This is a genomic window from Micromonospora olivasterospora (assembly GCF_007830265.1).
Classification (GTDB): domain Bacteria; phylum Actinomycetota; class Actinomycetes; order Mycobacteriales; family Micromonosporaceae; genus Micromonospora; species Micromonospora olivasterospora.
The window spans coordinates 3,951,545-3,977,918 of the sequence record NZ_VLKE01000001.1 but is presented as its reverse complement, the minus strand read 5'-3'; the positions used below and the strand labels follow the sequence as shown (position 1 = coordinate 3,977,918).

At 71.7% G+C, this 26,374-nt stretch carries 26 protein-coding genes, 1 tRNA gene and 1 pseudogene; 15 read left to right on the top strand and 13 right to left on the bottom strand.

All coding sequences use genetic code 11. The annotated features are described in order from the left end of the window. Positions 1–3: 3 nt before the first annotated feature. The 3 genes from JD77_RS18385 to JD77_RS33735 all read left to right on the top strand — a co-directional run bounded on the left by JD77_RS18385 (position 4) and on the right by JD77_RS33735 (position 2,345). Entirely contained in the window at positions 4–525 is a 522-nt protein-coding gene (locus JD77_RS18385; RefSeq protein WP_145775451.1) for a MauE/DoxX family redox-associated membrane protein, read from the top strand. After that, positions 518–1,234, top strand: a complete 717-nt coding sequence (locus JD77_RS18380; RefSeq protein ID WP_145775450.1) for a DsbA family protein — start codon at positions 518–520, stop codon at positions 1,232–1,234. The genes JD77_RS18385 and JD77_RS18380 overlap by 8 nt, the downstream gene beginning before the upstream one ends. Before the next feature lie 451 nt (positions 1,235–1,685). Further along, positions 1,686–2,345, top strand: coding sequence for a hypothetical protein (locus JD77_RS33735; protein WP_246140746.1), 660 nt, complete (start codon positions 1,686–1,688; stop codon positions 2,343–2,345). Between the two features lie 28 nt (positions 2,346–2,373). Here JD77_RS33735 and JD77_RS18370 read toward each other — a convergent pair whose 3' ends face one another. Genes JD77_RS18370 through JD77_RS18355 form a run of 4 tightly spaced genes read right to left on the bottom strand, consistent with a single transcriptional unit; the run spans position 2,374 to position 5,038 of the window. After that, a complete protein-coding gene (locus JD77_RS18370) occupies positions 2,374–3,123 on the bottom strand; it encodes an energy-coupling factor ABC transporter ATP-binding protein (protein ID WP_145775449.1) in 750 nt (249 codons plus the stop codon). 7 nt (positions 3,124–3,130) lie between these two features. After that, positions 3,131–3,901: a cobalt ECF transporter T component CbiQ gene (cbiQ, locus tag JD77_RS18365; RefSeq protein ID WP_145775448.1), complete on the bottom strand. Its 771-nt coding sequence runs from the start codon at positions 3,899–3,901 to the stop codon at positions 3,131–3,133. 13 nt (positions 3,902–3,914) lie between these two features. Beyond that, entirely contained in the window at positions 3,915–4,322 is a 408-nt protein-coding gene (locus tag JD77_RS18360; protein WP_145775447.1) for a PDGLE domain-containing protein, read from the bottom strand. Further along, positions 4,319–5,038, bottom strand: a complete 720-nt coding sequence (locus JD77_RS18355; RefSeq protein WP_145775446.1) for an energy-coupling factor ABC transporter permease — start codon at positions 5,036–5,038, stop codon at positions 4,319–4,321. The genes JD77_RS18360 and JD77_RS18355 overlap by 4 nt, the downstream gene beginning before the upstream one ends. A 231-nt stretch (positions 5,039–5,269) precedes the next feature. On the opposite strand from JD77_RS18355, the gene bcp reads away from it, so the two are divergent. Continuing rightward, positions 5,270–5,746: a thioredoxin-dependent thiol peroxidase gene (bcp, locus tag JD77_RS18350; protein WP_145775445.1), complete on the top strand. Its 477-nt coding sequence runs from the start codon at positions 5,270–5,272 to the stop codon at positions 5,744–5,746. A 46-nt stretch (positions 5,747–5,792) separates the two neighbouring features. On the opposite strand, the gene JD77_RS18345 is transcribed toward bcp, so the two are convergent. Next, complete coding sequence (locus tag JD77_RS18345; protein ID WP_145775444.1) at positions 5,793–7,445, bottom strand: hypothetical protein; 1,653 nt, start codon at positions 7,443–7,445, stop codon at positions 5,793–5,795. Positions 7,446–7,776: 331 nt separating this feature from the next. On the opposite strand from JD77_RS18345, the gene JD77_RS18340 reads away from it, so the two are divergent. Both JD77_RS18340 and JD77_RS18335 read left to right on the top strand, forming a co-directional pair. Beyond that, positions 7,777–7,849, top strand: a tRNA-Leu gene (locus tag JD77_RS18340). Positions 7,850–7,944: 95 nt separating this feature from the next. Further along, complete coding sequence (locus JD77_RS18335; protein ID WP_145775443.1) at positions 7,945–8,496, top strand: GNAT family N-acetyltransferase; 552 nt, start codon at positions 7,945–7,947, stop codon at positions 8,494–8,496. A 10-nt stretch (positions 8,497–8,506) separates the two neighbouring features. Here JD77_RS18335 and JD77_RS18330 read toward each other — a convergent pair. The 3 genes and pseudogenes from JD77_RS18330 to JD77_RS33730 all read right to left on the bottom strand — a co-directional run bounded on the left by JD77_RS18330 (position 8,507) and on the right by JD77_RS33730 (position 9,583). After that, positions 8,507–8,907 (bottom strand): annotated as a pseudogene (locus JD77_RS18330) (MOSC N-terminal beta barrel domain-containing protein). Next, positions 8,904–9,461, bottom strand: coding sequence for a class I SAM-dependent methyltransferase (locus JD77_RS18325; RefSeq protein WP_246140745.1), 558 nt, complete (start codon positions 9,459–9,461; stop codon positions 8,904–8,906). The pseudogene JD77_RS18330 and the gene JD77_RS18325 overlap by 4 nt, the downstream one beginning before the upstream one ends. Beyond that, the gene (locus JD77_RS33730) at positions 9,404–9,583 is read right to left on the bottom strand and encodes a hypothetical protein (RefSeq protein WP_246140744.1); all 180 of its coding nucleotides are present in this window, start codon (positions 9,581–9,583) and stop codon (positions 9,404–9,406) included. The genes JD77_RS18325 and JD77_RS33730 overlap by 58 nt, the downstream gene beginning before the upstream one ends. A gap of 120 nt (positions 9,584–9,703) precedes the next feature. Here JD77_RS33730 and JD77_RS18320 point away from each other — a divergent pair, with 120 nt between their 5' ends. Both JD77_RS18320 and JD77_RS18315 read left to right on the top strand, forming a co-directional pair. Beyond that, a complete protein-coding gene (locus JD77_RS18320) occupies positions 9,704–10,783 on the top strand; it encodes an LCP family protein (RefSeq protein ID WP_145775441.1) in 1,080 nt (359 codons plus the stop codon). A gap of 104 nt (positions 10,784–10,887) precedes the next feature. After that, positions 10,888–12,435, top strand: coding sequence for a sugar transferase (locus JD77_RS18315; RefSeq protein WP_145775440.1), 1,548 nt, complete (start codon positions 10,888–10,890; stop codon positions 12,433–12,435). Between the two features lie 21 nt (positions 12,436–12,456). Here the strand turns inward: JD77_RS18315 and JD77_RS33725 are convergent, their stop codons facing one another. From JD77_RS33725 to JD77_RS18305, 3 genes are read right to left on the bottom strand one after another with little or no spacing between them, the layout of a single operon-like run. Further along, a complete protein-coding gene (locus JD77_RS33725; RefSeq protein WP_246141304.1) occupies positions 12,457–12,924 on the bottom strand; it encodes a DUF1501 domain-containing protein in 468 nt (155 codons plus the stop codon). Beyond that, the gene (locus JD77_RS18310) at positions 12,867–13,715 is read right to left on the bottom strand and encodes a DUF1501 domain-containing protein (RefSeq protein WP_246140743.1); all 849 of its coding nucleotides are present in this window, start codon (positions 13,713–13,715) and stop codon (positions 12,867–12,869) included. Before JD77_RS18310 ends, JD77_RS33725 begins: the two co-directional genes overlap by 58 nt. A 19-nt stretch (positions 13,716–13,734) precedes the next feature. Then, a complete protein-coding gene (locus tag JD77_RS18305) occupies positions 13,735–15,003 on the bottom strand; it encodes a DUF1800 domain-containing protein (RefSeq protein WP_145775438.1) in 1,269 nt (422 codons plus the stop codon). A gap of 514 nt (positions 15,004–15,517) precedes the next feature. Here JD77_RS18305 and JD77_RS18300 point away from each other — a divergent pair. The 7 genes from JD77_RS18300 to JD77_RS18270 all read left to right on the top strand — a co-directional run bounded on the left by JD77_RS18300 (position 15,518) and on the right by JD77_RS18270 (position 24,441). Then, positions 15,518–16,774 (top strand): glycosyltransferase family protein, encoded by a 1,257-nt coding sequence (locus JD77_RS18300; protein ID WP_246140742.1) that lies wholly within the window; start codon positions 15,518–15,520, stop codon positions 16,772–16,774. 16 nt (positions 16,775–16,790) lie between these two features. After that, the gene (locus tag JD77_RS32890; RefSeq protein WP_145775437.1) at positions 16,791–18,287 is read left to right on the top strand and encodes an O-antigen ligase family protein; all 1,497 of its coding nucleotides are present in this window, start codon (positions 16,791–16,793) and stop codon (positions 18,285–18,287) included. After that, positions 18,241–19,254 carry a glycosyltransferase gene (locus JD77_RS18290; protein ID WP_246141303.1) on the top strand — a complete coding sequence of 338 codons (1,014 nt, stop codon included), beginning with the start codon at positions 18,241–18,243 and terminating at the stop codon, positions 19,252–19,254. Before JD77_RS32890 ends, JD77_RS18290 begins: the two co-directional genes overlap by 47 nt. Before the next feature lie 53 nt (positions 19,255–19,307). Continuing rightward, positions 19,308–20,438: a glycosyltransferase family 4 protein gene (locus JD77_RS18285; protein ID WP_145775436.1), complete on the top strand. Its 1,131-nt coding sequence runs from the start codon at positions 19,308–19,310 to the stop codon at positions 20,436–20,438. 1 nt (position 20,439) lies between these two features. After that, on the top strand, positions 20,440–22,011 hold the full coding sequence (locus JD77_RS18280) for a lipid II flippase MurJ (RefSeq protein ID WP_145775435.1): 1,572 nt from the start codon (positions 20,440–20,442) through the stop codon (positions 22,009–22,011). Then, complete coding sequence (locus JD77_RS18275) at positions 22,008–23,291, top strand: acyltransferase family protein (protein ID WP_145775434.1); 1,284 nt, start codon at positions 22,008–22,010, stop codon at positions 23,289–23,291. Before JD77_RS18280 ends, JD77_RS18275 begins: the two co-directional genes overlap by 4 nt. An 85-nt stretch (positions 23,292–23,376) precedes the next feature. Next, positions 23,377–24,441 (top strand): glycosyltransferase, encoded by a 1,065-nt coding sequence (locus tag JD77_RS18270; protein ID WP_246140741.1) that lies wholly within the window; start codon positions 23,377–23,379, stop codon positions 24,439–24,441. A 68-nt stretch (positions 24,442–24,509) separates the two neighbouring features. On the opposite strand, the gene JD77_RS18265 is transcribed toward JD77_RS18270, so the two are convergent. Next, positions 24,510–24,965: a hypothetical protein gene (locus JD77_RS18265; protein WP_145775433.1), complete on the bottom strand. Its 456-nt coding sequence runs from the start codon at positions 24,963–24,965 to the stop codon at positions 24,510–24,512. Continuing rightward, on the bottom strand, positions 24,941–25,792 hold the full coding sequence (locus JD77_RS18260; protein WP_145775432.1) for a hypothetical protein: 852 nt from the start codon (positions 25,790–25,792) through the stop codon (positions 24,941–24,943). Before JD77_RS18260 ends, JD77_RS18265 begins: the two co-directional genes overlap by 25 nt. Positions 25,793–26,374 lie beyond the last annotated feature (582 nt).

Sequence of the window (26,374 nt, the reverse complement as noted above, 5' to 3'; positions counted from 1 at the left end):
CCAATGACCGTGACCGCATCCCGCATCCGGGCCGCCCGCTGGCCCGCCGTCCGGCCCTGGATCGGCGTCGCCGCCCGGCTCGGGCTGGCGGCCGTGTGGCTGGTCGCCGGCGCCGCCAAGGCCGAGGACCTGGCCGCCTCCGGCCGCGCCGTCAACGCGTACCAGCTCCTGCCGTACGACGTCGCCACCGTGGTCGGCGCGGCGCTGCCCTTCGTCGAGCTGGCCCTCGGGGTGCTGCTGCTGGTCGGGCTGGCCACCCGGCTGGCCGCCGCGGTCTCGGCGGCGCTGCTGGTGGTCTTCGTCGCCGGCATCGCCTCGGCCTGGGCGCGCGGCCTGGCCATCGACTGCGGCTGCTTCGGCAGCGGAGGGGAGCTCGCCGCCGGGCAGGCCCCGAGCTACCTCCCGGAGATCCTCCGGGACGTCGCCTTCCTGGCGCTGGCCGGTTTCCTGCTGATCTGGCCCCGCACGCCCGTCTCGGTCGACGGCTGGCTCGCGGGCCCACCCGTGGAGGACGAGGATGAGTAGTCGCAAGGGGCAGCGGGACGCCGCCCGGGTGGTCCGGCAGCAGATCGCCCGGGAGCGCCGCCGCCGGCGCACGATCTGGACCTCGGTGGCGGCGGTCGCCGTGCTGGTGATCGCCGGCCTGATCGGCTGGGCCGTCTGGTCCGGCCAGCGCGGCAGCGGGTACACCGCCCCGCCCGGCGCCACCGTGGCCGGCACCGGCATCGCGCACGGCTCCGGCCCGGTCGTCATCGACCTGTACGAGGACTTCCTCTGCCCGATCTGCAAGCAGTTCCAGCAGACCAGCGGCCCGACCGTGGAGCAGCTCGTCGCCGAGGGCAAGGCGACGGTGGTCTTCCACCCGGTGGCGTTCCTGGACAGGTTCTCCACCACCCAGTACTCCACCCGCTCCGCCGCCGCCTCCGGCTGTGCCGCGAACGGCGGGAAGTTCCGCGAGTACGCCGCGGCGCTGTTCGACCGGCAGCCGCCGGAGGGCAGCGCCGGGCTGAGCGACGCCGAGCTGGCCGACATCGCGGCCGGCGTCGGGCTGAACCGGGACGACTTCGCCTCCTGTGTGTCCGACGGCACGTACAAGTCGTGGACGAAGCACGTCACCGACGACGCCGCCAAGTCCGGCGTGACCGGCACGCCGACCGTGCGGGTGGCCGGCAAGGAGGTCGCCGACCGCAGCCCCGAGGGGATCCGGGCGGCCGTGGCGGCGGCCGGCAAGTGATCCCCGCTCCACTGCGCCGGGCCGCCCTCGCGGCCGCCGCGGCGCTCACCGCCGTCCTCGCCCCCGCCGCGCCGGCCGCCGCGCACGGGGCGGACGCCCCGAACGGCGCCGACTACCGGGCGGCGGTGACCGGCGTCGCCCCGGCCCGCCCCGGGCTGACCGTCCGGGTGGTGGAGGCGGGGGCGCGGCTGGAACTGGTCAACCGCACCGGGCACCCGGTCGAGGTGGTGGGCTACTCCGGCGAGCCCTACCTGCGGATCGGCCCCGACGGCGTGTACGAGAACAACCGCTCCCCGGCGACGTACCTGAACCGGACCCTCACCGGGGACGCCACCCTCCCCGAGCGGGCCGACCCGGCGGCCGCGCCCGACTGGCGGCGCGTCGACGACGGCCGGCGGCCCGCTGGCACGACCAGCGCATCCTGTGGCAGGAGTCGGGACCGCCGCTGTCGGTGCGCGCCGACCCGACCCGGGAACAGCGGGTCCGGGACTGGGTCGTCCCGCTGCGCGACGGCGCCGAGCCGGTGGAGATCCGCGGGACGCTCGACTGGGTGCCGCCGCCGGATCCGTACCCCTGGTCCGTGGCCGCCACCCTGGGCTTCCTGGCGGTGGCCGCCGCCGGGCTGCTGGCGGCCGGCACCACCGCCGGGGCGCGGGCGCTGGCCGCCGTCGGCGGCCTGCTCGCGGCCGGCGGGGTCGCCGCGCTCACGCTCACCGTCGGCCGGGAACTGGACGCCGGCGCGACCGGCCCCACAGGGGTGCTGGCCGGCCTGCTCAGCGGGGGCGTCTGGGCGCTGCTCACCGGCCTCGGCGCGGTCGCCGCGGGCGGGTACGCGCTGGCCCGCCGCCCCGCCGCCGACTTCGCCCTCGCGTTGGCCGGCGCGTGCCTGGCGCTCTTCGTCGGCGTCACCAACGCCGCCGCGCTCGCCCGCTCGGTGCCCCCGGTCCCCTGGCCCGCCGGGCTGGCCCGCCTGCTGGTCGTCCTGGTCCTCGCGACCGGCGCGGGCGCCACCGCGGCCGGTCTCCTGCGCCTGCGGGCCACCGCCCGGGCGGCGGCTCGACCGGCCGCCCCGGTCCCGGTGCCGCCCGTGGCCGTCGGCCGGGCGGGCTGACGCCCCCGGGGTCGGGGCTGGAGGCCGGTCAGGGGTGCGGCGCGAAGCCGTACGGCAGTTCCAGGCGGTGGCGGGCGAGCAGTTCGGAGTCCGCGAGGAGTTCCCGGGTCGGCGCGTCGGCGACGATCCGCCCGCCGTCGAGGATGACCGAGCGGTCGCACAGCTCCAGCGCGTACGGCAGGTCGTGGGTGACCATCAGCAGCGTCACCGGCAGGGCGCGCAGGATCTCGGCCAGCTCCCGGCGGGCCGCCGGGTCGAGGTTCGACGAGGGCTCGTCGAGCACCAGGATCTCCGGGTGCATGGCCAGCACGGTGGCCACGGCCACCCGGCGGCGCTGCCCGAACGACAGGTGGTGCGGGGCGCGGTCCCGGTGCTCGCTCATCCCCACCGCCGCCAGGGCCTCGTCCACCCGGGCGGCCAGTTCCGCGCCGCGCAGCCCCAGGTTCGCCGGGCCGAACGCCACGTCCTCGGCGACCGTGGGCAGGAAGAGCTGGTCGTCCGGGTCCTGGAAGACGATGCCGACCCGGCGGCGGATCTCCGCCAGGGTGTCCCGGTCCCGGCTGACCGGCAGCCCGCCGACGCTCACCGAGCCCTCGGACGCGGTGAGGATGCCGTTGAGGTGCAGCACCAGGGTCGTCTTGCCCGCGCCGTTCGGGCCGAGCAGCGCCACCCGCCCGCCGCGCGGCACCGTCAGGTCCACCCCGTGCAGGGCGACGTGCCCGTCCGGGTACGCGTACCGGACGCCGCGCACGTCGAGGGAGACAGCCGTGGTCTGCACGTCCCGATCATCCCAGGGTGACGGCGGTCGCGGCGATGCAGGCCGCGACCAGCGGCACGCTCGCCCCGACCAGCCACTGCCCGGCGGTCGCCGCCCCCGCACCCTGCCAGACCGCCGGCATCCGGCCGGAGTAGCCGCGCGACACCATCGCCAGGTACACCCGCTCGCCGCGCTCGAAGGCGCGCAGGAACAGCGCCCCGATCCCGGCGGCGAACCCGCGCAGCTGCCACAGGAAGCGCGGGTCGTCGCCCCGGGAGATCCGGGCCACCCGCATCCGGCGGGCCTCGCCGACCAGCACGTCCAGGTAGCGGAGCATGAACGTGGCGATCTGGGTGAGCAGCTGCGGGCAGCGCAGCCTGTCCAGGCCGAGGATCAGGTCCCGGGTCGTCGTGGTCGCGGCCAGCAGCAGCGACGCCAGTACGCCCAGCGTGCCCTTGGCGAGGATGTTCCACCCGCCGAGCAGCCCGTCGACCGACAGCGCGACGCCCGCCACCTCGACCCGCTCCCCCGCCCCGAGGAAGGGCAGCGCGAACGCGAACAGCACGAACGGCAGCTCGATCGCGGCCCGGCGCAGCAGCCAGCCCGGCCCCACCCGGGCCAGCGCCGCCACGACGGCGATCAGCAGGGCGTACCCGCCGAAGGCCCAGTACGCCGTCCGTGGGGTGGCCACCACCGCCAGCGTGAACAGCACCATCGCGGCGATCTTCACCTCGGGCGGAAGACGGTGCACGGGGGAGGCGGCCTCCCGGTAGAGCACGTGGGCGTGCCCGGCTCCCATCGAGGTGCCCGCCCTACCTGGCCGACGCGGCGCGCTCGGTGCCGGCCCGGTCGCCGGTCCCCTCGCCCGGGCCGTCCGGGCCGGCGGAGCCGCGCCTGCGCAGCAGCCAGAACGCGCCGGCACCGACGCCGAAGGTCAGCAGCACGCCGAGCACGCCCGACAGCCCGGTGGAGAGGAAGTCGTTGTCCAGGCCGCGCACGCCGTAGTCGGCCAGCGGGCTGTCGCCCAGCTCGTGGTGCCGCTCGCGCTGCGCCGGGCAACTGCCGCCGGTGATCTCGCCCTCGGCGTCCACCGTGCAGCCCTTGAGCAGCGACGAGTCCAGCCCGTCCGGGTGCGCGGAGGCGTAGTTGCTCACCACGCCGGCCAGCAGCAGGGCGACCAGCAGACCGCCGACCACGAATCCCCAGGGACGCTTGTTCATCGGGCACCTCCGGCGACCGGGACGACGGGAGCCGGCGCCGCCGGCTCCAGGGCGCGCAGCGCGTACACCAGGTCGGGGCGCACCTTCGCGACGGTGACCACGGTGGTCGCGGTGATCAGCCCCTCGCCGACGCCGATCAGCAGGTGGACGCCGGCCATGGTGCCGGCGAGCCCGGCCAGGTTGCCGCCGAGGTCGGTGGTGCCACCCAGCCAGTACTGCAGGACGAAGCCCATAGCCGCGACCACGACGCTGACCAGCGCCGAGACGAAGGCGGTGACGCCGAGGCCGGCCGGGGTACGGGGCAGCACCCGCAGCAGCAGGGCGATCAGCAGGTACGCCGCCGCGGTGCCGAGCACGGCCATGTTGGTGATGTTCAGCCCGAGCATGGCCACCCCGCCGTCGCCGAAGACCAGCGCCTGGACGACCAGCACCACCGCCACGCAGAGCGCGCCGACCCACGGGCCGACCAGCAGCGCGGCGAGCGCACCACCGAGCAGGTGGCCGCTCACCCCGGCGGTGAGGATCGGGAAGTTGAGCATCTGCACGGCGAAGATGAACGCGGCGACCAGGCCGGCCATCGGGGCCAGCCGGTCGTCCAGGTCCCGCCGCCCGCGCAGCACGCACAGGGTCAGCACGGCCAGGGCGAACGCGGCGAAGACGGCGGCGACGGGACCGTTGACGATCCCGTTCGAAATGTGCATCGCCAGGGTTTCCACTCGACCTCCCGAGGGCGCGGCGGGACGCTCCACGCCGACGGGGTCAGCCTATTTCCGCCGGAGTGCTGTTGCCAACAGCTTGCAACAAGCCGAGGTGTTGATCACGCTCCGTCGCGCCCGCGCCCACTTCCCGACGGGGCGGTCCGGCACCGGACCCGGCCTCGCCCCGGCCGGAGCCCTCGGCGCGTCGTCCCCGGCCCGGGCGCCGCAGCCGGCGGTAGGGTTCCAGCCATGACCGCGCCCGCCCGCCTCAGCCCCGGCGACCCCGCACCCGAGTTCACCCTGCCCACCGACACGGGCGGCACGCTCTCCCTGGCCGGCCTGCGCGGCCGCCGGGTGATCCTGTACGCCTACCCCGCCGCCATGACCCCCGGCTGCACCAAGCAGGCGTGCGACTTCCGCGACTCGCTCGCCTCGCTCCAGGCGGCCGGCTACGAGGTCGTCGGCATCTCCCCCGACAAGCCGGAGAAGCTGGCGAAGTTCCGCGAGCGGGACGCCATCACCTTCCCCCTGGTCGCCGACGTCGACAAGGCGGTGCTCACCGCGTACGGCGCGTACGGCGAGAAGCAGTCGTACGGCCGGACGGTGACCGGGGTGATCCGGTCCACCTTCGTCATCCACCCGGACGGGAAGATCGAGCGGGCCCTCTACAACGTCAAGGCCACCGGGCACGTGGCCAAGCTCCGGCGGGACCTCGGCCTGGACTGACTGATCCAGTCGTACCGGATTGCGACCGACCGTGGCGCACCGGCTCCTAGCTGGGGATCGGCAAGGGCCGGGCCGGCACATAGATGTTGTGACCGGCCACCCTGCTTACCCGGTAGGCGACCCCAGACGTGTCGAGCGCAGCGCGCACGTGCCCATCAAGCGGAAGGCTCTCCGGGACGACGTAAACAGGATTGGCCGACGACTCCACCGCCCGGCGATACGGCGCATATCGGTCGTGCCCACGTGTGAGGTCGTCGTTGAGGACCGCACACCGGATCTCCTCCCGAGCACGGAAGGTGAGCCTGTTGCATGTCCAGTAGTCGGCGTAGACGTACCGGCTCCCCTGAGCCAGCAGGTACTCCGCCAGCGAGTCACGGCGTTCTTCGGCCTCTCGGATCGCCGGCACCTCAAGGGCCAGGGCGGATGTCGCGACCGCCATTACGGCCAGCACGGCGCCGGCCGGCACGGTCACCGCAAGCGTGAAGAGACGACGCCGGGCGGTGGACACGTTCCGTCCTTCACCGAGGCGAACCAGTCGGGCGGCGAGCGTCCACACCAGCCAGAGCAATACCGGGGTCGAGACGAGCAACGGCGACAGATACCGCGCGCTCTCCACAGGAGTCTCGGCGGCCGATGAACTTCTCGCGTATGCCAGGACGGTCGTACCGGCGGCGGCAACCAGCCCGAGGCGGACAAGATTTCGGAACCCCTCGTCGGCGCCCTGGCGAAGTCCTTTGACGGCGATGAACCCGGCGACAAGGAGGGCGACGAGGTAGGGAAACGACCAGAGCAGGTGCCACGTCTCGCAGCGGCCGGGCGAGCAGAGACCCACTCCCATCGGGATACCCAGAAGCACCCCGCCGTAAATCTTGTCGGCGAGTGAAGAATCAGCAGCCGAGGCGTTCTGACTCAGGAAAACACCGACGGAATTGCTTGAGAACGGCGACGACAGGTTGTAGACCAGCAGCGGCAACGACCCGACGACGAAGCCGAGCACGGTCGCCCAGGCAACGGAACCCAGGTTCATCCGGTTCCGGTTCTTCCGGGCGGCGGCGATCAGGACCAGGCCAGCGACCCCGAGGTAGGGCAGAATCAGCCAGTGGGTCCAGAAGAGCAGCCCAGAGATCAGCCCCCACAGCATGAACGTCCGCCGGCGCGGAGGGATCAGACCCAGGCCGAGCAGGGTAGCCAAAAGAAACAGCACCGCCGCGCCGGGGCTGATCTCGGGGTAGCCGCCAGCCGCGATGAGCTGATTTTTGACGATCCGGTCCGATCCCAGTGCCAGGACGGCAACGGTTACCACGGCGGGCCACGGGCCAACGATCAGGCGCGTCAGGGCAAACATCCCGACTACGAACACCCCGTAGAGCAACAGGGTCGGCAGTCGGAGCGCCACCGTGGTTGGCCCAAACAGCCAGAACAGCGGTGCCGCGAGATACGCCTCCAAAGTCCCCATGTAGGACTGACCATAGAAGAATGCCGGAAAATCGCGCCCTTGCGAGATATGGAGAGCCGCCAACCCCATTGTCGCCTCGTCACTGTTTGTGGCGGGCACTCCGAGAACGACGAGGACCGCCCGATAGGCGAGCCCGCCAACCCCGACGAGGCCGGCGACCTTCGCGGGAAGATCCCACCACGGCATGCCACGGGTCGTCGTTTCCGCGGATCCGGAGGAATCGGGCACGGCGAAGTATAACATTTCGCACCATCAATTAATCGAGCCGCCTGCCACAGCCGGTAGTTGAGATTTTCTACGACTGTCGGAGGTAGCCGGGCGCGGGCCTGGTGCGGTGCCCCGGTGAGCTGCGCCGGCGTGCCGCCGATCGGCTCCAGGCGGGGCCGCCGCTCCGACAGCGGCAGGTCGAGGACCAGGAACCGCCACGGTCACGTACGCCGGCTCGCGACGGCCGGATGTGGTCGCGCCGGATGTGGTCTACGATCCGAGGCCGTGACGCCGACCGGATTCCCGACCGGCCGGCGCACCGTCGCCCGCCCGAGTGGTCGTGGAAGATGACGGTGTACACGATGAAGGGGCCGTAGCCCAACGGCAGAGGCACGCGGTTTAGGTCCGCGCCAGTGCGGGTTCGAATCCCGCCGGCCCTACTCGCTCACTCCGGGTCCGCCCATGCCTGCCCCAGCGGCTGTCGGACGTGTCACGATCGCGAGCCCGCGGGCGGGACCTGGGCCAGGATGGCCCCGTGAGTCTGCGCTTCGTCCTCGACCCCGACCTCACCGCCGAGCTGCGGGAGCAGCTCCTCTCCCTCTGGGTCGACGTCACCAACGCCGGCGGCGCCGTCGGCTTCGTCGCCCCGGTCACCGCCGCGGACGTCCTCGGCATCGCCGGGCCGACCTTCGCCGCCATCGCCGACGGCCCGGACCGGCTGCTCGTCGCGTACGACGGGGAACGCCCGGTGGGAATGTTGATCTTCGCCGACAACCGGTTCCACCTGAAGACGCACTGGTGCGTGCTGAAGCGGGTGATGGTGCACCCGGACACCCAGGGCCGGGGTCACGGGTACGCGCTGATGCGGGAGGCGGAACGGCTCGGCCGCGCGATGGGCTGGGAGGCACTGCACGTCACCGTGCGGGGCGGGCTGGGGCTGGAGCGGTTCTACGAGCGCCTCGGGTACCGCGAGGTGGGCCGGCTGCCGGGCGCGCTCCGGGTCGCCCCGGGTGACGACCGGGACGAGATCTTCATGTGGCTCGACCTGGCGGCGCCGGCGGCCACGAGCCGGCCGGGCACCGCCTGAGCCGCCCCGCTCAGTCCGCCACGACCACCGGGTCGCCGACCCGCACCGTGCCCGGCCCCTCGGGGACGAGGTTCAGCCCGAACCGGAGCTTGCCGTCGATGTTGCGGCGCCGCCCGAGGGTGAACAGCGGCTCCTTTCCGCGTACCCCCGTCTCCTGGTCGGTCGTGGTGACCACGCAGCGGCCGCACGTCCCGCCGGCGCACCGGGCCGACCCGATCCGCAGCCGGCGGCCGACCCGGCGCGTAGCCCGACCAGCGCGGTGGCCTGCCGCTGGGTGACGCCGAGCCCGTCGCCGTCGACCACCATCCACCGGCGGTCGCCGGCCAGGCCCCAGGGCTCGACGCGGGCGCCGTCGTGGTCGAGGCGGTGGCACCCCTTGACCGGGTACGTGTGGACGGCCGCGAGCCTCACCAGGCGACTCCGATGCCGTCGCCGGGGTACCAGTGCCGGGCCGGGGTCTCCCGGTACGCCAGGAAGCGCCGGCCGGTGCGTTCGGCGTGCTCGGCGAGCACGTTGGTGTGGGTGACGTTGTCGGTGAGCAGCAGCGCGCCGGGGGCCAACTTCGCCTCGGCCGCCTCGAACTCACGCCTCTCGTGCTCCCGGTTGTGGTCGCTGTCGTGCAGGAACAGGTCGACGGGCCGGTCGAGGGCGGCGCTGGACGCGATGGAGTCACCGACCACCAGGTCGACGACCGCGGACCAGGGCGCGCTGCGGGCCAGGTAGCCGGCCTCGGGGTTGATGTCGAGGGAGGTGACCCGGCCCGGACGCCCCTCGGCGGCGTTGCGCAGCAGGGCGGCGGCCACGACGCAGGTGCCCAGTCCCTTGTCGACGCCGGTTTCGACGACGTGCGCGGGCCGGGTGGCGCGGACGATGGCGTACCAGGCCAGGTGGTGCCGGCTGAGTCTGGTCAGCTCGTACGTGTAGTTGTGGTGCTCCCGGGAGGTGACCGGGAGGTGACCAGCCACCGGGCCGAGGTGCGCAGCACCTTGGCGTCGTGCCGGGCCACCCGGGCGAGTCGCTTGGGGAAGGCAGCGATCGGGGCGAGCCGGGTGCGGGCGATCGTCCGGCGCAGCGTCGTTACCTCCACGGGGAGGGTTCTATCAGCCGAAGGGAAAAAGAACCTGTGAGAGTTGTCATTCGCGAGGGCGTTGATCCGCGACGGAAGGGGGAAGGCGGACGGGAGGCGGAATTAGTAGCATCTTCGCCCATGCGCCATCGCCAGGAGTATGCGGAGCCCGAGACCCAGCTCTTTGAGCAGCCAGTCTTTGAGCAGCCAGCAGCGCAGCCGAGCGGGCAGCCGCGTCCGCGGCGCCGCCGGTGGCGGCGCGTCGCCCTGATCACCTTCCTGGCGGTGATGCTGGTCGGCGGCGGGGGCATGCTCGCGGCCGGGCTGTACGTCCGCTCGATCGATTCGGGCATCGAGCGGGTCGACGCCTTCACCGGTGTGCCCGAGGAGTCCCGTCCGCAGGTCGTGGCCGACGGCGCCATGAACATCATGCTGCTGGGGAGCGACTCCCGCGACCCGGAGAACGGCTCGGGCTCCCGGAGCGACACGATCATCCTGGCCCACCTGCCCAAGGACCGGTCGAGCGCCCAGCTCATCTCGATCCCGCGTGACTCCTGGGTGCACGTGCCCACATCGAAGGACGGGCGGGGCGGCAGGGACGCCAAGATCAACGCAGCGTACGCCTGGGGCGGCATCCCGCTGATGGTCCAGACGGTGGAGGAGTTCACCGGCGTCCGCATCGACCACGTGGCGCTGGTCGACTTCTCCGGCTTCAAGGAGATCGTCGACGCCCTGGGCGGCGTCGAGATCGACGTCGAGCAGAGCTTCACCTCGACCCACTCGCTCAATCCCGACGGTCGGCGGGAGTTCGTCAAGGGCCGGCAGACCATGGACGGTGCGGCGGCGCTGGACTACGCACGGGAGCGGTACGCCTTCGCCAACGGCGACTTCGCGCGGATCAAGCACCAGCAGCAGGTGATCAAGGCCATTCTGGACAAGGCGGTGTCCGGCGGCGTCGTGACCAACCCCGCCAAGCTGAACTCGTTCGTGAAGGCCACGGCGGACGCGGTGGCGGTCGACCGGTCGATGTCCCTGCTGGACCTGGCCATGGAGCTCCGCCACCTCAGGAGCGGCAACCTCGGGTTCTTCACCTGCCCCACGAAGGGGACCGGCCGGGTCGGCAGCGAGAGCGTCGTGATCGTGGACAAGGCAAAGGCCGCCCGCGTGTTCGACGCGGTTCGCCGCGACTCGGTCCCCGAGATCCTGGCCGCCGGAAAGTAGCACTCGAACTGGCTCCTCGGCTGAGGCACCACGGCTGACCAGGCCGTATCCTCACCTCGCCCATCAGGCCGCGAAGCCCGGGCGACCACGGGGAAGGATCGACCATGTCAAGCCAATCGGCTGCCGGCCAGCCGGCCGCTCCCGCGGCCCGTGCCGCCGGCGAACCGACCGAGGCGGTGGTGGAAGTTCGTGAGGCGGTGGGCACGGACGGGAGGGCCATTCCCTCCGCCCGGCCGGCGAGCAAGCCGTTGGCCACCGCTGCCGCGCGTGCCGGTCTCGACACGACGGCGGTACTGCCGTACGCCAGCTCCCGGACGTCGGGGCGGACGCGCAAGCTACGGGCCTGGATGATGACGGCTCCCGTCGACGTGGTCGCGTTGCTCGTCCCGTTGCTGCTGACCCAGGACTACTGGCGCGGGACCCTGGTCAACGCCGGCCTCACGGTCGCCATCTTCGCCACCGGCGGGCTCTACGGGGCCCGCCGGCACATCAGCATCCTGGACGAGCTGCCGAGCCTCTGCGTGCGGCTGCTCGCGTCCGCCGCGGTGGTGGCCATCATCGCGGCGGAACGCCACTACTCGGTGGCGTACGTGGGTGGGTTCATGCGCGGCGTCGCGCTCTCCGCCGGTCTGGTGATCGTCGGGCGCGTGTTCAGCCGGAAGCTCACCATCGTCGCGCGTAAGCGCCGGTGGGTCGAGCACAACGCGATCGTCATCGGCAGCGGCCCGGTCGCGGTGGAACTCGCCCGCCTGCTACGCCGCTACCCCCAGTACGGCCTGCGGTTCGTCGGCTGTGTCGACGCCCCGTCGCGCGAGGGCGTCCCAGGGCTTCCGCTCATCGGCACCCTCGACGAGCTCGAGAAGCTCACCACGATGCTGGAGTGCGACGTCCTGGTCATCGCCGACCCGGCCTGTCCGGAGCCGGCCCTGATGGAGTTGCTGCTTCGGCCGGCCAGCTCCCGCTGCGATCTCTGGGCCGTGCCGCGCCTCTGGGGCTCCCGGTCCCACGGCGGGTATCCCGACCATGTCGGGGCCATCCCGATCGTCAAGATCGGCGACACCACCTTCTCCGGCCCGCGGTGGGCCACGAAGCGCGCGTCCGACGTGCTCTTCGCCGCGGTGGCGCTCGTCGTGCTGAGCCCGGTGCTGCTGCTCTGCGCCATCGCCACGTTCGTCGACGGAGGCCGGGGCATCTTCTTCTACCAGGAGCGAATCGGCCGGTACGGCAAGCCGTTCAACGTGATCAAGTTCCGGTCGATGCGGCCCGTGAACGAGCAGGAGTCCCAGACGAACTGGTCGATCGCGCACGACAAGCGGGTGGGTCCGATCGGCCGGTTCATGCGCCGCACGTCGCTGGACGAACTGCCCCAGCTGTGGAACATCCTGCGCGGCGACATGAGCATCGTCGGGCCGCGGCCGGAGCGGCCGTACTTCGTCGAGAAGTTCTCGGCCGAGTACCCGAACTATGCGATGCGCCACCGGGTGCCCGTCGGCCTCACCGGGCTCGCGCAGGTCAGTGGCCTGCGGGGAGACACGCCGATCTCCGACCGGGCGAGGTTCGACAACTACTACGTGGAGAACTGGTCGCTGTGGCTCGACGCCAAGATCGTGCTCCGCACGGTGGCCGAGGTGTTTCGAGGCGGTGGCCGCTGACCTGAGGCGGCCGACGCCCGGTCAGTCGGCTGTCACGATCGGCAGCAGCTGCGCCCGGTAACCGCCCAGGTAACGGTCGGGGTCGCCCTGCAGCACGGAGGCAAGAACCGTCCCGAAGATGTCGCGGAAGTCCATCGTCGCCTTGAGGTCGCCGTCGTCCAGGTCGGTCAGGCTCGGCTGCTCTCCGTAGCACCCGCCGGTCACGCCGTGGCCCAGCACGAACACCGGGCCGGCGGTGCCGTGGTCGGTGCCGTCGGAGGCGTTGGCGCGTACGCGCCGGCCGAACTCGCTGTAGACCAGGACGGTGACGCGCCGGCCGGCTTCGGTGCGGGCCATCCGGTCCACGAAGCCGGTCAGCGCCTCGTCCAGCTGGCGCAGCAGGGCTTCCTGCCACACCCGCTCCCCAGCGTGCGTGTCGAAGCCGCCGAGGCTCACCGAGTAGACCCGGGTGGGTACTCCGGTCTCGACGCACCGCGCGACGAGTGCCAGCTGCGTGGCGAGGGCGTTGTCCCCGCCGGTGCCGGTGGCCGGGACGCCGCCCCGGGGGCGCTGCTCGGCGCGTCGGGGCCGCCCGCGCTCTCCCGCACGAGCCGGTTCATCGTGATCAGGTCGGCATACGTGGCCGCCGCACGGGCCTGCATCTCCGGCTCGCCCGGCTCGGTCCGGCCGAGCGCCGACACATTGTCCGGCGTGACGCCGGGCGGCAGGATGAGCCCGCGGTAGCTCACGCAGGCCCCGAAGTGGGTCTTGCCGACCAGCACGGGTGGGAGGACCGGCTCGAAGCTCACAGCCGTCTCCGTGGACGCCTTGGTCGCGTCCAACCAGCGGCCCACCCAGCCCGTGGGGGCGGGGCTGCCGGGCGACGCGGTCTGCCAGATGTCCATCGACTTGAAGTGACTCCGGTCCGGCTGCGGATAACCGACGCCGAGCATGATGGCCAGCCGCTTGGCGTCCCAGAGGCGCTTCATCCCCCGCAGCACGGGATTGAGGCCCAACGCGCCGTCCAGGTGCAGGACGTCCTCCGGCGCGTACGCCAGCTCCGGGCGGGCGCTGTGGTACGCGGGGTCGAGGTACGGGACGACGGTGTTGAGGCCGTCGTTGCCCCCGTACAGGGTGACGAGGACCAGCGCGGGCCGGCCGGGCTGGGCGTCGCCGGAGGCGGTCTTCTCCGCGGTCCTGAGCAGATCGAAGAATCCCAGCACACCCGCGCCGGCCGCCAACGCGCCGCCGCCCAGCACGCCGGATGAGATGAGGAACCGACGTCGGGTCAACGCATCCATGTCCACATATCCACTCGGGTCAGGTCACCAGGTACTCGGGGCTGGAGAGCCCGAGCGTCAGTGTCAGTCGGGGGTCGCGGGCGTCCCGCAGCGCGGCGTAGGTTCGATCGGTCCACCGGTCGACGCAGAGCAGGTGGGCGACGGCCTCCGGCGTCAGCGGTGCTGGGGGCAGCAGGCCGGCGAGGGTGCTGGCGATCTTCAGCCGCACCTGCGCGGCGGCCGAGGTCAGCCAGGTTGCTCCGGCCGGCCAGCCGCCCACGCTCGGCGGGGCGAAGGGGCGCTGCCCGAGCGCCTCCAGAGCCCAGTAGATCTGGGTGAACACCTGCTCGGGCATCGCCGCCGGCCGGATCCCCAGGTTGCGCATGGCGCCGACGAGCCACTCGACCGGCTGCTTCACCATCGTCCCCCGGGTCGCGCGGAACGCCTCGTCCTCGAAGAGCGCCCGGAGCATCGCCATGGGCGCGGGGAACGCGGCAGCCATGGCCTCCCGGGTGCGCTCCGGGATCGGCTGGGTGGAGGACGCGTACCGGAACCACAGCCGGGACGCGATGAACCGAGGGCACGACGGCTGCCGAAGCAGCAGGTCGACGAGGGTGCGGGCGTCGAAGGTGGTGGTCGTACCAAGAATCGTCTTGCGGCCGGTGTCGCGGTGCTGAGGATCGGAGATCAGTGTCTCGCGGTCGAGGGCCACCCGCCAGCCGGTCAGGGCCCGCCCGGCCTCCTTGACGTCCCGCTCGCTGTACTGCCCGACGCCGAGCATGAAGAGCTCGAAAAGCTCGCGGGCGAGGTTCTCGTTCGGCGCGGCCTTCTTGTTGTGCTGCCCGTCCAGCCAGTAGACCAGCGCCCGGTCGAGCACCATCCGGTGCGCCAGCTCGGCGAAGTCGCGGGACTCGCGGAACGTGCGGAGCTGCCCGAGCATGAGCTGCGGGCTGCGGACCTTCGCGACCGACGTGGCCCAGTGCCCGTGCCAGAAGAACACCAGTTTCTCGACCGCCTGGTGGTCCGCCACGGTCATCCGGTCGAGCCACCAGCGCGCCAGCAACACCGTCTGCTCGGTGCGACGACGGTCACCCTCGGCCCGCTGCGCGTCGGTGGGCCGGGCCAGACGGACGAAGGGATCTGGCCCCAGATCAGGCACCGGCGCGCTGGTCGCGCCCACGTCGGGCCCCGCCGGCGCGACCACACCGGACAGTGCTGCCGCGTATCCGAGCTGCCGAGCAGCCCCCGCTTCCGCCGCCGTAGGACCGAACCCCGCCCGCCTCAGCAGGAGGATGATGTCGTCGGGCATGGGTTCCACAGTAAGGGAGAGCCGGCACCGCCCCGTGACGGGCCGCTCGCCAGCGGACCCACCGGGGGCGCGCGACGCACGGCGTCAGTGCGGCGGCGCCGGAGTCCGGGGGTGGCCACGTCAGGAACGAGGACTGGGGTGAAGCGACCTGGCCGAACGGCTATTTCTTCGGGTCGCGGGGCAGCTCGCGCGGGTGCATCACGGGGTAAAGAGAACACCGAGTAGACGTACCGCGCCCCTCCCGTCGCCGCCGGACCCCCGGAGCGCACGGGCCGCCGTTGACAGAACGGCCGGCGTTAGGATCTATTGGCCCGGGCTTGACGGGCGGCCTCGGCGTCGCTCGTCTCGTGTGCGCCCCGGTGGCCGTATCGGGCCGGCGGAGCACACCGAACCGAACGGGGACCAAGAGGTGACGGGGGGTGCGTCCCGCCATGCGCGCATCGCCGTTTCCGCGCGGTCTGCACACCTGCGGCCGCAGCGAGCCCGAGTGGTCGGACGAACCCGGAAGAGACACGTGACGACACCACTTTCGCCCGCCGGATCCACCGCCGGGGCCGATTCGTCGCAACCGACGATCCTGGTCCTGGGCACCGCCGAGTGGAACTCGCAGATCGCCACGAACCAGCACTACGTCGTGCGGGAGCTGGCGCGCGACTTCGACACGTACTTCGTCGAGTCACTGGGTCTGCGGCGGGTACGGCTCGACTCGAAGGACGTCAGCCGGCTCGCCAAACGACTCCGGCACGCGGTGGTCGGTCACGAGAAGGCCAACGCCTATCGCCCAATCCCCGAGCGGGCCAAGGTCATCTCGCCGCTCATCGTGCCCATCCACCAGGCGCCGACGCGCCTGCCCAACCGGCTGCTCCTCGAACGCGCGGTGGCCGAGTGGCGGCGCAGCCCGCGGCCCCGGATCCTCTGGACGTTCACTCCCGTCACGTACGACCTCGAGCAGTACGCGGACTACACCCTCTACCACTGCGTCGACATCCTCCAGGCATTCCCCGGCATCGACGCCTCGGCCGTGTCCGTCGGCGAACGGAACCTCGCGCACCGGGCCGACCTGACGATCGGGACCAGCGGGGCGGTGACCGCCCACCTGACCGACGCCGGGTTCACCGAGGTCCTCACCCTGCCGAACGTCGCGGACATCGACGTCTTCTCGGCGGGCAGCCGACCGGCGGCGGAGCGGCGCCCGGCGGCGCTGTTCGCGGGCAACCTCTCCCCGCACAAACTGGACTTCGCGCTACTCCGTACCCTGACCACCGCGCTCCGGGGCCACGGCGAGCTGCTCCTCGCCGGCCCGATCGCGGCCGGCGGCGGCGGCTTCGACCGCGAACTCGCCGAGCTCGAACGGCTGGGCGCACGGTACCTGGGGGTGCTCACCCTCGACCGGCTGGCCGAGGTCGCGGGCACGTGCAGCGTGGGGTTGATCCCGTACGCGTTGAACGAGTACACCGCCGGCGTCAGCCCGCTCAAGTGCTACGAGTACCTCGCATCCGGCCTGAACGTCGTCAGCACCGCCATCCCGGACGTCGTCCAGGCGGCGGCACGTACCGACCAGATCGTCGCCGCCGCCTCGGCGGACGACTTCGTCCGCCGGGTGCTGGACACGATCCGGCCCGCGGAAGACGACGTCGCCGCCGCCCGCGTCCGGTACGCCGGAGACTACGGCTGGAGCGGTCGGGGCGGCCTCCTGCGCGACATCGCGCACCGGATGCCGCGGCGCGCCCACGACGCGGTGGGAGACGGTGCGGGAGAACCGCGTGGCTAGGCTCCGCTCAGGGGGCGTGTGGGCGATCGCGGCCGGCTCCTCGCCGCGGACCGCGGCGTGTCTCGTGCTGTTCCTCGCCCTGCCCCAGTTCTACCTCATGCCCGAGGGCAGCACCGACATCGCGGCTACCACGGTGATCACCGCACTGTTGGTGCCCGGGGTGCTCCTCGCCGCCCGACGCGGCTCCGGTGTCGCCCTGCTCCGGCTCGGCCTGTTCCGCGTTCTGGTCGCGCTGCTCGTGGTGCGGCTGCTCGCGCTGACCTGGTCACCGGACCCGCGGGCCGGGATGCCGTTGATCGCGCTGGTCGGGCAGTTCGTCGTCACGCTGGCGCTGATGGTTCAGGCGATCCGGCAGGACCCCGAGCTGCCGCGTAGGTTGGCGCGCTGGTACTGGCCCTGGGTCCTCCTCGAGGCGGTCCTCGTGCTGACCTTCCGGTTCCTGCCCGACGTGGAGGACGCGTTCCTGCGCTCCGTCGGCGGCATCTTCATCGGGCAGAACACCGTGGCGGCCCTCTTCGGCGGAAGTCCGAACAACGTCTTCGACCCGGCGAAGTCCGGCGGCCTGTTCGTCAACGCGAACGTCGCCGGGCTGTTCCTCGGCGTGAACGCCGTCGCCGCGTTCGCCATGGCGGCCGTCACCCACGCCCGGTGGGTACGCGTCGTCGGCCTCATCGCTCTGGCCGCCGTGCCGTTCACCGGCTCGAAGTCGGCCACCGTCCTCGCGGTCACCCTCCCCACGGCTGTCCTCGCCGTCCGGCGTCTCGGCCCGCGGGCCGCTCGGACCACCCCGACGGGGGTCGCCCGACGCAACACGCGCCGACGGCCGGGGACATGGACGCAAGGCCACCTGTGGGTGGGGCTGACCGCAGCGGGCGCGCTCGGCGCGGTGGTGGTGCTGCTCACCGCCGATTTCGGCTTCGTCCAGGCGCTGGCGAAGTCGTTCGGGGACCGGACGGCCATCTGGGGCTTCGGTGCGGAGGCGTTTCTGCGGGACCCGGTCCTGGGGCTCGGATATGGCGGCTGGGACGCCGGCTTCGACGCGTACGCACGGGAGCACGGCATCTACCGCAGCTTCCCCCCGCACAACGTGCTGCTGTCGGCGTGGGCCGCGACGGGCCTCGCCGGGCTGGTGCTGACCGTCGCGTTCTTCACGCTCGCGCTGCGCCTGGCGCTCCCCGTCCTCACCGGCGGCAATCAGGGCCGCCGGGTCCTCGCGCTCTGGGCCGCCGCCGCGGTCGGGTGGACGCTCATCCACGGGCTGGGCGACAACACCGATATCTTCGGCGACATCCATCTCATTCCCATTCTTTCACTGCTGCTCGCTCACCTCATCGTGGGCGGCGGCGAGGAGTCGAACGACCATGCCCATGCCCACCGTCGGGATCCTGCGTCACCAGCAGTTCCGGCCGTCGGAGGCCTTTATCGCGAGTCAGGCGACATCACTGCGCAGCTTCCGACCGTTGTTCGTGGGCCGGGACCCGGTCCCGGCCACGCCGGGGATCGAGTCGGTTAGCGTCGCCGAGTTCGGCCGGCCGGCCGTCCTGTCATACACGCTGACCCGCCGGTCGGAGGCGCTGGCCACCGCACTCGCGGAGCGTGGCACCGCGCTGCTGCACGCCCACTTCGGCGTCGAGGGGGTGTACGCGGTCCCCACGGCGAAGGCCCTGGGGGTCCCGCTGGTCACCACCCTGCACGGCTTCGACGTGACCGTCACCCGGGCGAAAATGCTCGCCTCGAAGAAGGCGTCGTGGCTGAACTACGTCACCTGGCGCAACTCGCTCTTCACCGACGGCGCGGTCTTCATCTGTGTGTCCGAGCACATTCGCAGGCGTGCCGTGGAGTGGGGTTACCCGCCGGACCGTTGCGTGGTCCTGCCGATCGGCGTGGACGTCGAGGCCATCCAGCCGGCGGGGTTCGTCGGGAAGCCCCGGATCCTGCACGTCGCCCGGCTGGTGGAGAAGAAGGGTACGAGGTACCTGCTGCGGGCGTTCGCGGAGGTGCGCAGGGCGGTCCCCGACGCCGAACTGGTGCTCATCGGCGAGGGCCCGCTCCGCGACTCGCTCGGCGCGCTCGCCCGTGAATTCGGCATCGAGGCCTCGGTCCGCTTCCTCGGCGCGCAGAAGCACAGTGACACGCTCCAGTGGCTGAGCCGGTCGAGGCTGCTCTGCCTGCCGAGCGTGACCGCGTCGGACGGGGACCAGGAGGGGCTGGGGATGGTTCTGCTGGAGGCGGCCGCCTGCGGCAAGCCGGTGGTCGGTACGCACCACGGCGGGATCCCGGAGGCGGTGACGGACGGGTCGAACGGATTCCTGGTGCCGGAACGGGACGTCGCCGCCCTCGCGGACCGGCTGCTCGAACTGCTCCGGAACGAGCAGCTGTGTGACCAGTTCGGCAAGGCTGGGCGCCGGACCGTCGAGGAACGGTTCAACCTGCGCCAGCAGACCGACAAGCTCGAGTCGTTGTATAGGAACCTGTCGTGATCGAGTCTATTCTAATCTACTCCCGGTCCACGCCACACCATCATACCGGTGGCATGGAGACCCTCGCCTGGCGGCTGGCCACCGAATGGGGCACGGCGGTTCCCGAGGTGCGGATCGTCACCACCGCCATTCCGGGCCGGCCCGAACCGTTCACCGAGGACGGCGTCGCGGTGACCCCCCTGCCTGGGACGCGGCCGGGCCGCTACTCCCGGGCTTGGTGGGAGGCGTCCCGGGAGCACTGGCGGTCGCTCACCGACGCGCCGAGCGTGGTCTTCTCGGTGAGCGCCGGCGCCTACTCGGCGGTCCGCGACCGGGCCCGACACCCGCAGGTGCCGTTCGTGTTGCAGGTCCACGGCACCTCCGCCATGGAACTCGGATCGAAGCTTCGGGCCCGTACCGCGCGGTCCCTGGCGGGCGCCCCCAAGAACGCGATCGGGTTGGTCCGCGACCTCGCCCGCTACCGCGATTTCGACCGGTTGGTCGCGGTCGGCGAGAACGTGGTCGATTCGCTGGCGGCGTCGCCGCAGAACTGGTCGGCGACGCCGGACAAGGTCCACCTGATCCCGAACGGTGTCCGCGCCGAGGACCACGCCTTCGACGCCACGGCCCGGGGCCGCGTCCGGCGGGCGCTCGGGATCGACGAGGACACCGTGGTGGCCGGCTGTGTCGGTCGCCTGCATGTGCAGAAGCGGGTCGACCGGGCCATGCACGCGGCCGCGGTGATCCGTGACCGTGGCCTCGGCGACCGCTTCCGGTTCGTCGTCGTGGGGGACGGCCCCGACGAGGGACGGCTGCGGGGCCTGGCCCGCAGGCTCCAGATCGAGGACCTCGTCGTCTTCACCGGGCGGGTGGACGCGGGCGACGTCCGCGACTACTACTCCGCGGCGGACGTGTCGCTGCTCACCACGGGACGACTGGAAGGGCTGCCGATGGCGGTGCTTGAGGCCTTGGCCTGCGGTCTTCCCTGTGTCGTCACGGCCGGGTCGATCAGGTCGGAGGCACTGAACCGGGTGCTTCACGAGGTCGACCCGACGGACGCCGGTGCGCTGGCCGACGTGGTGCAGAAGGTGGCCCAGGAGCGGGCACCGCGTACCAACCTGCTACCGCCGAGCTTCCTGCTCGACCAGTGCGCCCGGGACTACTTGACCGACTTCGCGCACCTCATCGCGCTCAGCCGGTCCTGACATGGCCAGAGTCTTCTTCCGTCTGGTCCTCGGCGGCATCGCGGGCAAGATCCTCGGGCTGCTCCGCGAGGTGCTGCTGGCCGCGCTCTTCGGAGCGGGGCGGGTCGTAGCGGCCAACCGGATCGCGCTGACGGCGACGCTGATCCCCATCAACTTCTTCACCGCCGACGCGCTCTCGGCGGGCTTTCTGCCGCTGTACGTGCAGTACCGCCAGGAACGGCCGGCGATGGCGCAGGCGCTCTTCCGCACGGTCCACCTGCTGCTGGCGGCGTTCTCCCTGGCCCTCGTCGTGGCGCTCCTCTTCGGCCGCGACGTATGGGTGGGACTCCTGGGCCCGGGGCTGGACCCGAACACGGCGGACATCGCCGCGACCATGCTGGCCATCGCCGCGCTGGGCGTACCGTTCTACGTCCTCTACAACCTGTACACGCTGGTCGGCCTGGCGAACGACGACGTCCGTCTGATCAACCTGCGGCCCTCCTGCCAGAGCATCGGGCTGATCGGCGCGACGGTGATCGCGTACCTGACCGGACACGTCTCCGTGCTCGCCTGGGGCTTCACGGTGCCGTACGTAATGCTGTGGTGCTGGGGCGCCTACTCGATCCGTCGGCAGGGCTATCTGCGCGAGGGTGACGAGCACGGCCCCCGACAGCCGGATCGGGCCGCCGCGAAGGTGGCGCTCGGGATGTTCTGGCGCCGGCTCCGGCCGCTCCTGCTGATCCCCGTGATCCTCCAGGGGTCGATCGCCGTCGAGCGGGCCGTCGGCTCGCTGCTCGGTGTGGAGGTGGTCGCGGCGACCGAGTACGCGCGCTTCGTGGTCGACTCCTGCATGGCCCTGCTCGCGGCTCCGCTGGGCCTGGCCGGTCTGGCGTCGTTCGCGAAGATGAAGGCTAGCGAGGTGGGCGACGGGCTCCGCCGCATGATCCCGCCGGTGATCCTGGTGGCCATTCCCCTCGCGCTGGTTCTGTCGGTCAACAGCCGGGAGATCGTGACCCTCCTGTATGCCCGGGGCCAGTTCGACGACCGTGCCGTCGACATCTCGTCGGTGATGCTCCTGGGCTTCGCCCTCGGCATCTGGGCGCAGGTGCTCGGCTACACCTTCGTCAAGGTGCTCAACGCTCGGGGCGCGAACTTCCAGGTCGCGATCGTGATGGCGCTCTCCTTCGGCGTCCCGATCGGGATCAATCTCCTGACGTACCGCCACTGGGGCGCGTTCACCCTCGGTGCCGCCTCGTCCGTGGGCGGGCTGCTGATGTTCGTCGCGTCGGCCGCGTGGTTGCGGGTGTTGGGATTCAGCACCCGCCTGCTCGCCATCGCGCTGCCCGGCGCGGCCGCCGCTGCCGCCGTCGGATACCTGCTGTCCGGCACCGGCGTGCTACGCCTGGCCGCCTCGTGCGCGGCGATCCTGCTGGTCTGGGCGCTGTACGTGGCGGCCGTGCCGCAGCTCCGCCGGACGTTCCTGTCCTTCCTCCTGAAGAAGCTGGGCCGCGGGACGAGCGAGACCCCCAAGGACGACCTGGTGACGATCAAGTCAGCACCCGTGAGGCCCGGCGATCAGGTGAGGAGCCAGTGACTGTGCACGCCGGTGGCATTGCCGGACCCGACGCGATGGTGAAGCAGGAGCTTCCGCGTCAGGGACACGGACAGCGTCCCTCCGAGATCACGCCGTCACGCCGGGATGTCCAGGGACAGCAGAGGCGCGGCCGGCTCTACGTGCTGGACCTGCTGCGCTTCTTCGCCGCAATTTCGGTCCTCGGCTTTCACGTCTTCGTCGACAACGACAATCGTGGGGCCTGGGGGGCCGGGGTCGAGGAGATCTTCGGTGGCGCTCTGGTCACCGTCTTCCGGTACGGCTGGATGGGCGTCGAGTTCTTCTTCGTCATCAGCGGCTTCGTCATCTGCATGAGCTGCTGGGGCCGGTCGGTCACCGACTTCGCGGTGTCGCGGGTGACCCGCCTCATGCCGGCGTACGTCTTCGCGGTCCTTGTCACGTCCGCCGCGCTCACCCTCTGGCCGCTCGAGACCGGCCGGCCGCAACCGTCGCACGTGCTGATCAACGCGACGATGCTGCAGACGTTCGTCGGGATCACGAACATCGACTCGGTGTACTGGACCCTCTTCATCGAGCTGAAGTTCTACCTGCTCTTCGCAATCGTCGTCTGGTTCGGCCTGACCTACCGCCGGGTCGTCCTCTTCTGCGCCCTGTGGATGGTCGCCGCCCTGTACGCGGAGCACTCGCAGCTCCGGCCACTGATCCAGTTCGTGGAGTCGGGATTCGCCCCGTACTTCGTCGCCGGCATCGCGTTGTACCTGATCCACCGGTTCGGGCCGAACCTCGTGCTGTGGGGAATCCTCGGCACGTCGATGGTCATCGGCCTGATCACACTCGGCCGGCGCGTCGCGGGGCAGAACGCGGAGCGGCCGGTGATCTCCTTCGAGGTCGCCCTGCCGATCATGTTCCTCTTCTACGGGCTGATGATCGCGGTGGCGCTCGGCTGGTTCTCCTGGGTGAAGTGGCGTGGGCTGACCGTGATCGGCGCGCTCACGTATCCGGTCTACCTGATGCACATGCAACTCAGCCGGATCGCCGTGGACCGGCTGCACGACACGGTGTCGCCCTGGGTGCTGCTGGCTGGTGTGGTGACCGGTGTGCTCCTGCTCGCCTATCTCACGCACCGCTTCGTGGAGAAGCCGGTCGCCAGGGTGCTGCGCCAGAAGTTGCGGGAAGGCTTCGCGCAGATCCGCGGCGGGTCGGACGACAACGAGCACCGAAACGATCGCCGGATGGCGAAGATCGATCAACGAAGCGCTCCGGCCCGGTCCCCACGGACGGACGCCGAGAGTGTGGCATGAGGAGCGACCAGTGGTAGACCAAGGCACAACGGCCATTCCCCACGCCAATCCGGCGAACCCGCTGGACCACCTGGCAAGTCGCCGGGTGGCGCTCGTCCACGAGTGGTTCGGCGCCACGGGTGGCTCGGAAAACGTCTTCCGGCAGATCAGTGACCTTCTGCCGCACGCGGAGCGCTTCGTGCTCTGGAAGGACCACGACGCCACCGAGCCCAACCTTCGGGAGTCGTGGCTGTCGCGGACGCCGCTGCGGCATACGAAGGCGGGGGCATTGCCGATGATGCCCCTGGTCTGGCGGACCCTCAGCCGCGAGCGGTTCGACGTCGTCATCTCCTCCAGCCACGCGTTCGCCCACACCGTGCAACTCGGTTCACCCGAGCAGACCCGTTACCTGAGCTACGTCCACTCCCCCGCGCGTTACGTCTGGAGTCCGGACTTCGACGGTCGGGGATCCAGCCCGCTGCTGGCGTTGCCTCGGCGCATCCTGCAGAGCGCCGACGTCCGGCTCAGCCGCCACGTGCACAGCTACGCCGCGAACTCGCAGGAGGTGCGGGCGCGGATCGCCCGCTACTGGCGGCGCGACGCGGTCGTCATCAATCCGCCGGTGGACGTCGACTACTTCGCCTCCGCACCTGCCGCTGACCAGGGCCAGACGCGTGACTACCTGCTCGGCATGGGGCGGTGGATCCCGTACAAGAACTTCGATCTGATCATCCAGATCGCCGACGCGGCCGGTCTCCCGGTGGTGATCGCCGGTTCGGGGCCCGAGGAGGCGGCCCTCCGACGCGCCGCGGAGCGGGTCCGCGTGCCCGTCACGTTCGAGGTCCGGCCCTCGAAGGAGCGGCTGCGCCAGCTCTACTGGGGCGCGAGGGCCCTGCTGTTCCCGGTCCACGAGGATTTCGGCATCATCCCGGTCGAAGCCCAGGCATGCGGCACACCGGTGGTGGGCCTGCGCCGGGGCGGCCTGCTGGAGACCGTCGTCGACGGCGAAACCGGGTTCCTCGTCGATTCCCTCGACCCGCGCAGCTTCGTTCCTCCGGTCCACCAGCTGCGTGAGCTGTCACCAGACCGAGTCCGGGCGCACGCCGCCGGCTTTTCCGAGCAACAGTTCGCCGCGCGCATGGCGGCGTGGATCGCCGACGCCCTGCGATGAGGTCGACCCTCGCTGATATGCGGGCCGGGCGGCCCGCATATCAGCGAGGGTGAGCTACCGGGCCGTGCTCAGAAGACGACGACGTCCCTGAGATAGGTGGCGACGCGGCGTAGCACGTGGCCGTCCTGTACCGGCGCGGTCATCCGCAGGACGAGCTGCCGGTCCGTGAGCCCGTCCGCGCCGCCACGGTAGTAGGCGACGACGACGAGGCCGTGCCGCTGCTCGCCGTCGACCTCGACGAGCGCCTCGGCGTAGGTCGCGTACTGACCGCCGCGGACCCACTGCGCGCCCCACGCCTCCTCGGACATGCGCATGGCCGTCTGGCGTTTCTCGTCGCACGGCTGCGGGCAGTCCCGGACGATCAGCTCGCCGCCCATCGTGGGGCTCTCTGCCGCCGACACACCGCAGTGGTGCTTGACGTAGCCGTCGGCACGGCCGGCCAGCGTGCACTGCCAGTCCATCGGGACCTTGACCGGGAAGCCCACACCCTCCAGACCGGTCAGGGTGCGGACGTTGTCCCGCACGGTGAACTTCGGCCACTGGGTCGGCCAAGCGCCGGGCTTGGGTGGCTCGAGACCGGGCGACTGCGGCGGCGACGTCGGCAACGCCGCTGGCGCGGCCGTGCCGCTCGGCGAGGCCCCACCTGCGCCGGACCGTCGTCATTCGACCCGTACCAGACGAACACGCCTCCGGCGCCGGCGAGCACCAGCAGAACCAGCGCGGCGATCCCGATCCAGAGCCCGGTACGCCGGCGAGGCGGCTCGGAGGGCTGGATTCGGGGAACCGGCGAGGCGAACGGGTCGTGGGGCGGACCGCTCACCGGCTGGGTCTGTGGGAGCGGGAAGCCCTGCTGAGGCAGCCCCGAGACCTGGTAAGGCAGCCCCGAGACCTGCTGCGGGGGCGCGGAAACCTGCCGCGGGGGTCCGGACACCGACTGCGGCTGCGACGGGTCGGCCTGCGACGCCGGCGGGACGTCCGGCGCGGGCACCGGTCGGACGGGCAGTTGGAGCATCGCGACGGTGCTCTCCTCGACCGCGTGCTCGGCCCGGATCGGGTGGCCGAGTGCCTTGAAGAGGTGCTCGGCGCCGGGGCCGCCGTCGGCGGCGTACGCGACCCAGGGCGCGGGGGCGTCGAAGTCGGCGTTGAGGTAGGAACGGCCACCGCCGCCGGGCGCGGCCAGCGCGTCGGCCATGCCGGAGAAGGCGCGCCGCCAGCCCGGGTGCTCGGCCACCGCGGTGTCGAGCACCGCGACCGTGACCAGCCGGTCCTGGCCGTCGACGGCCCACCAGGCTTTGCCGACCTGGGAGGTGCCGATCGTCTCGGTGAACCTGTACGGACCAACCGGCTGCATGCCCCACTCCCTCTGCTACCTGCCGTGCGGATAGTACAGACGCGGGACGACGGTACGAACCGCCGCGGGTTGCCCCTGAACGATTTGTGCATACAGTCGCCGCAGGGGAGACGGAGGTGCCGTCGGGGCGTCCGCGGACCGGGTGCGCGACCTGTTCCAGGGCGGCCGGCTCACCCCGACGCAGCGCCGGTCGCGCACAGCCTGGTGCAGCACGCCGCCGCGGCGGCGTACCTTCCCGCGGCCGAGGTCGCCGAGACCGCCGTCCGCCGCCAGTGTTCCTCGGCTGAGAGGATACCGAGATGTCCCAGTCCGTCCGCGCCCCTCGCGGCGCCGCGCTGATCGCCCAGGGGTGGCCGCAGCCGGCACGTCGACGCCGGCTACGACGCCGCCCGCAAGGTGGCCGGGCGCACCGGGGTGCGGGTGCCGATGGCGGAGGGCGACCCGTGAGCGCGAGGAGTGCAGCGCAGCGGAGCCCCGCAGTCGCGAACAACAGAGGTACAGCGTGAGCGCGAGGAGTGCAGCGCAGCGGAGCCCCGCAGTCGCGAACAACAGAGGTACAGCGTGAGCGCGAGGAGTGCAGCG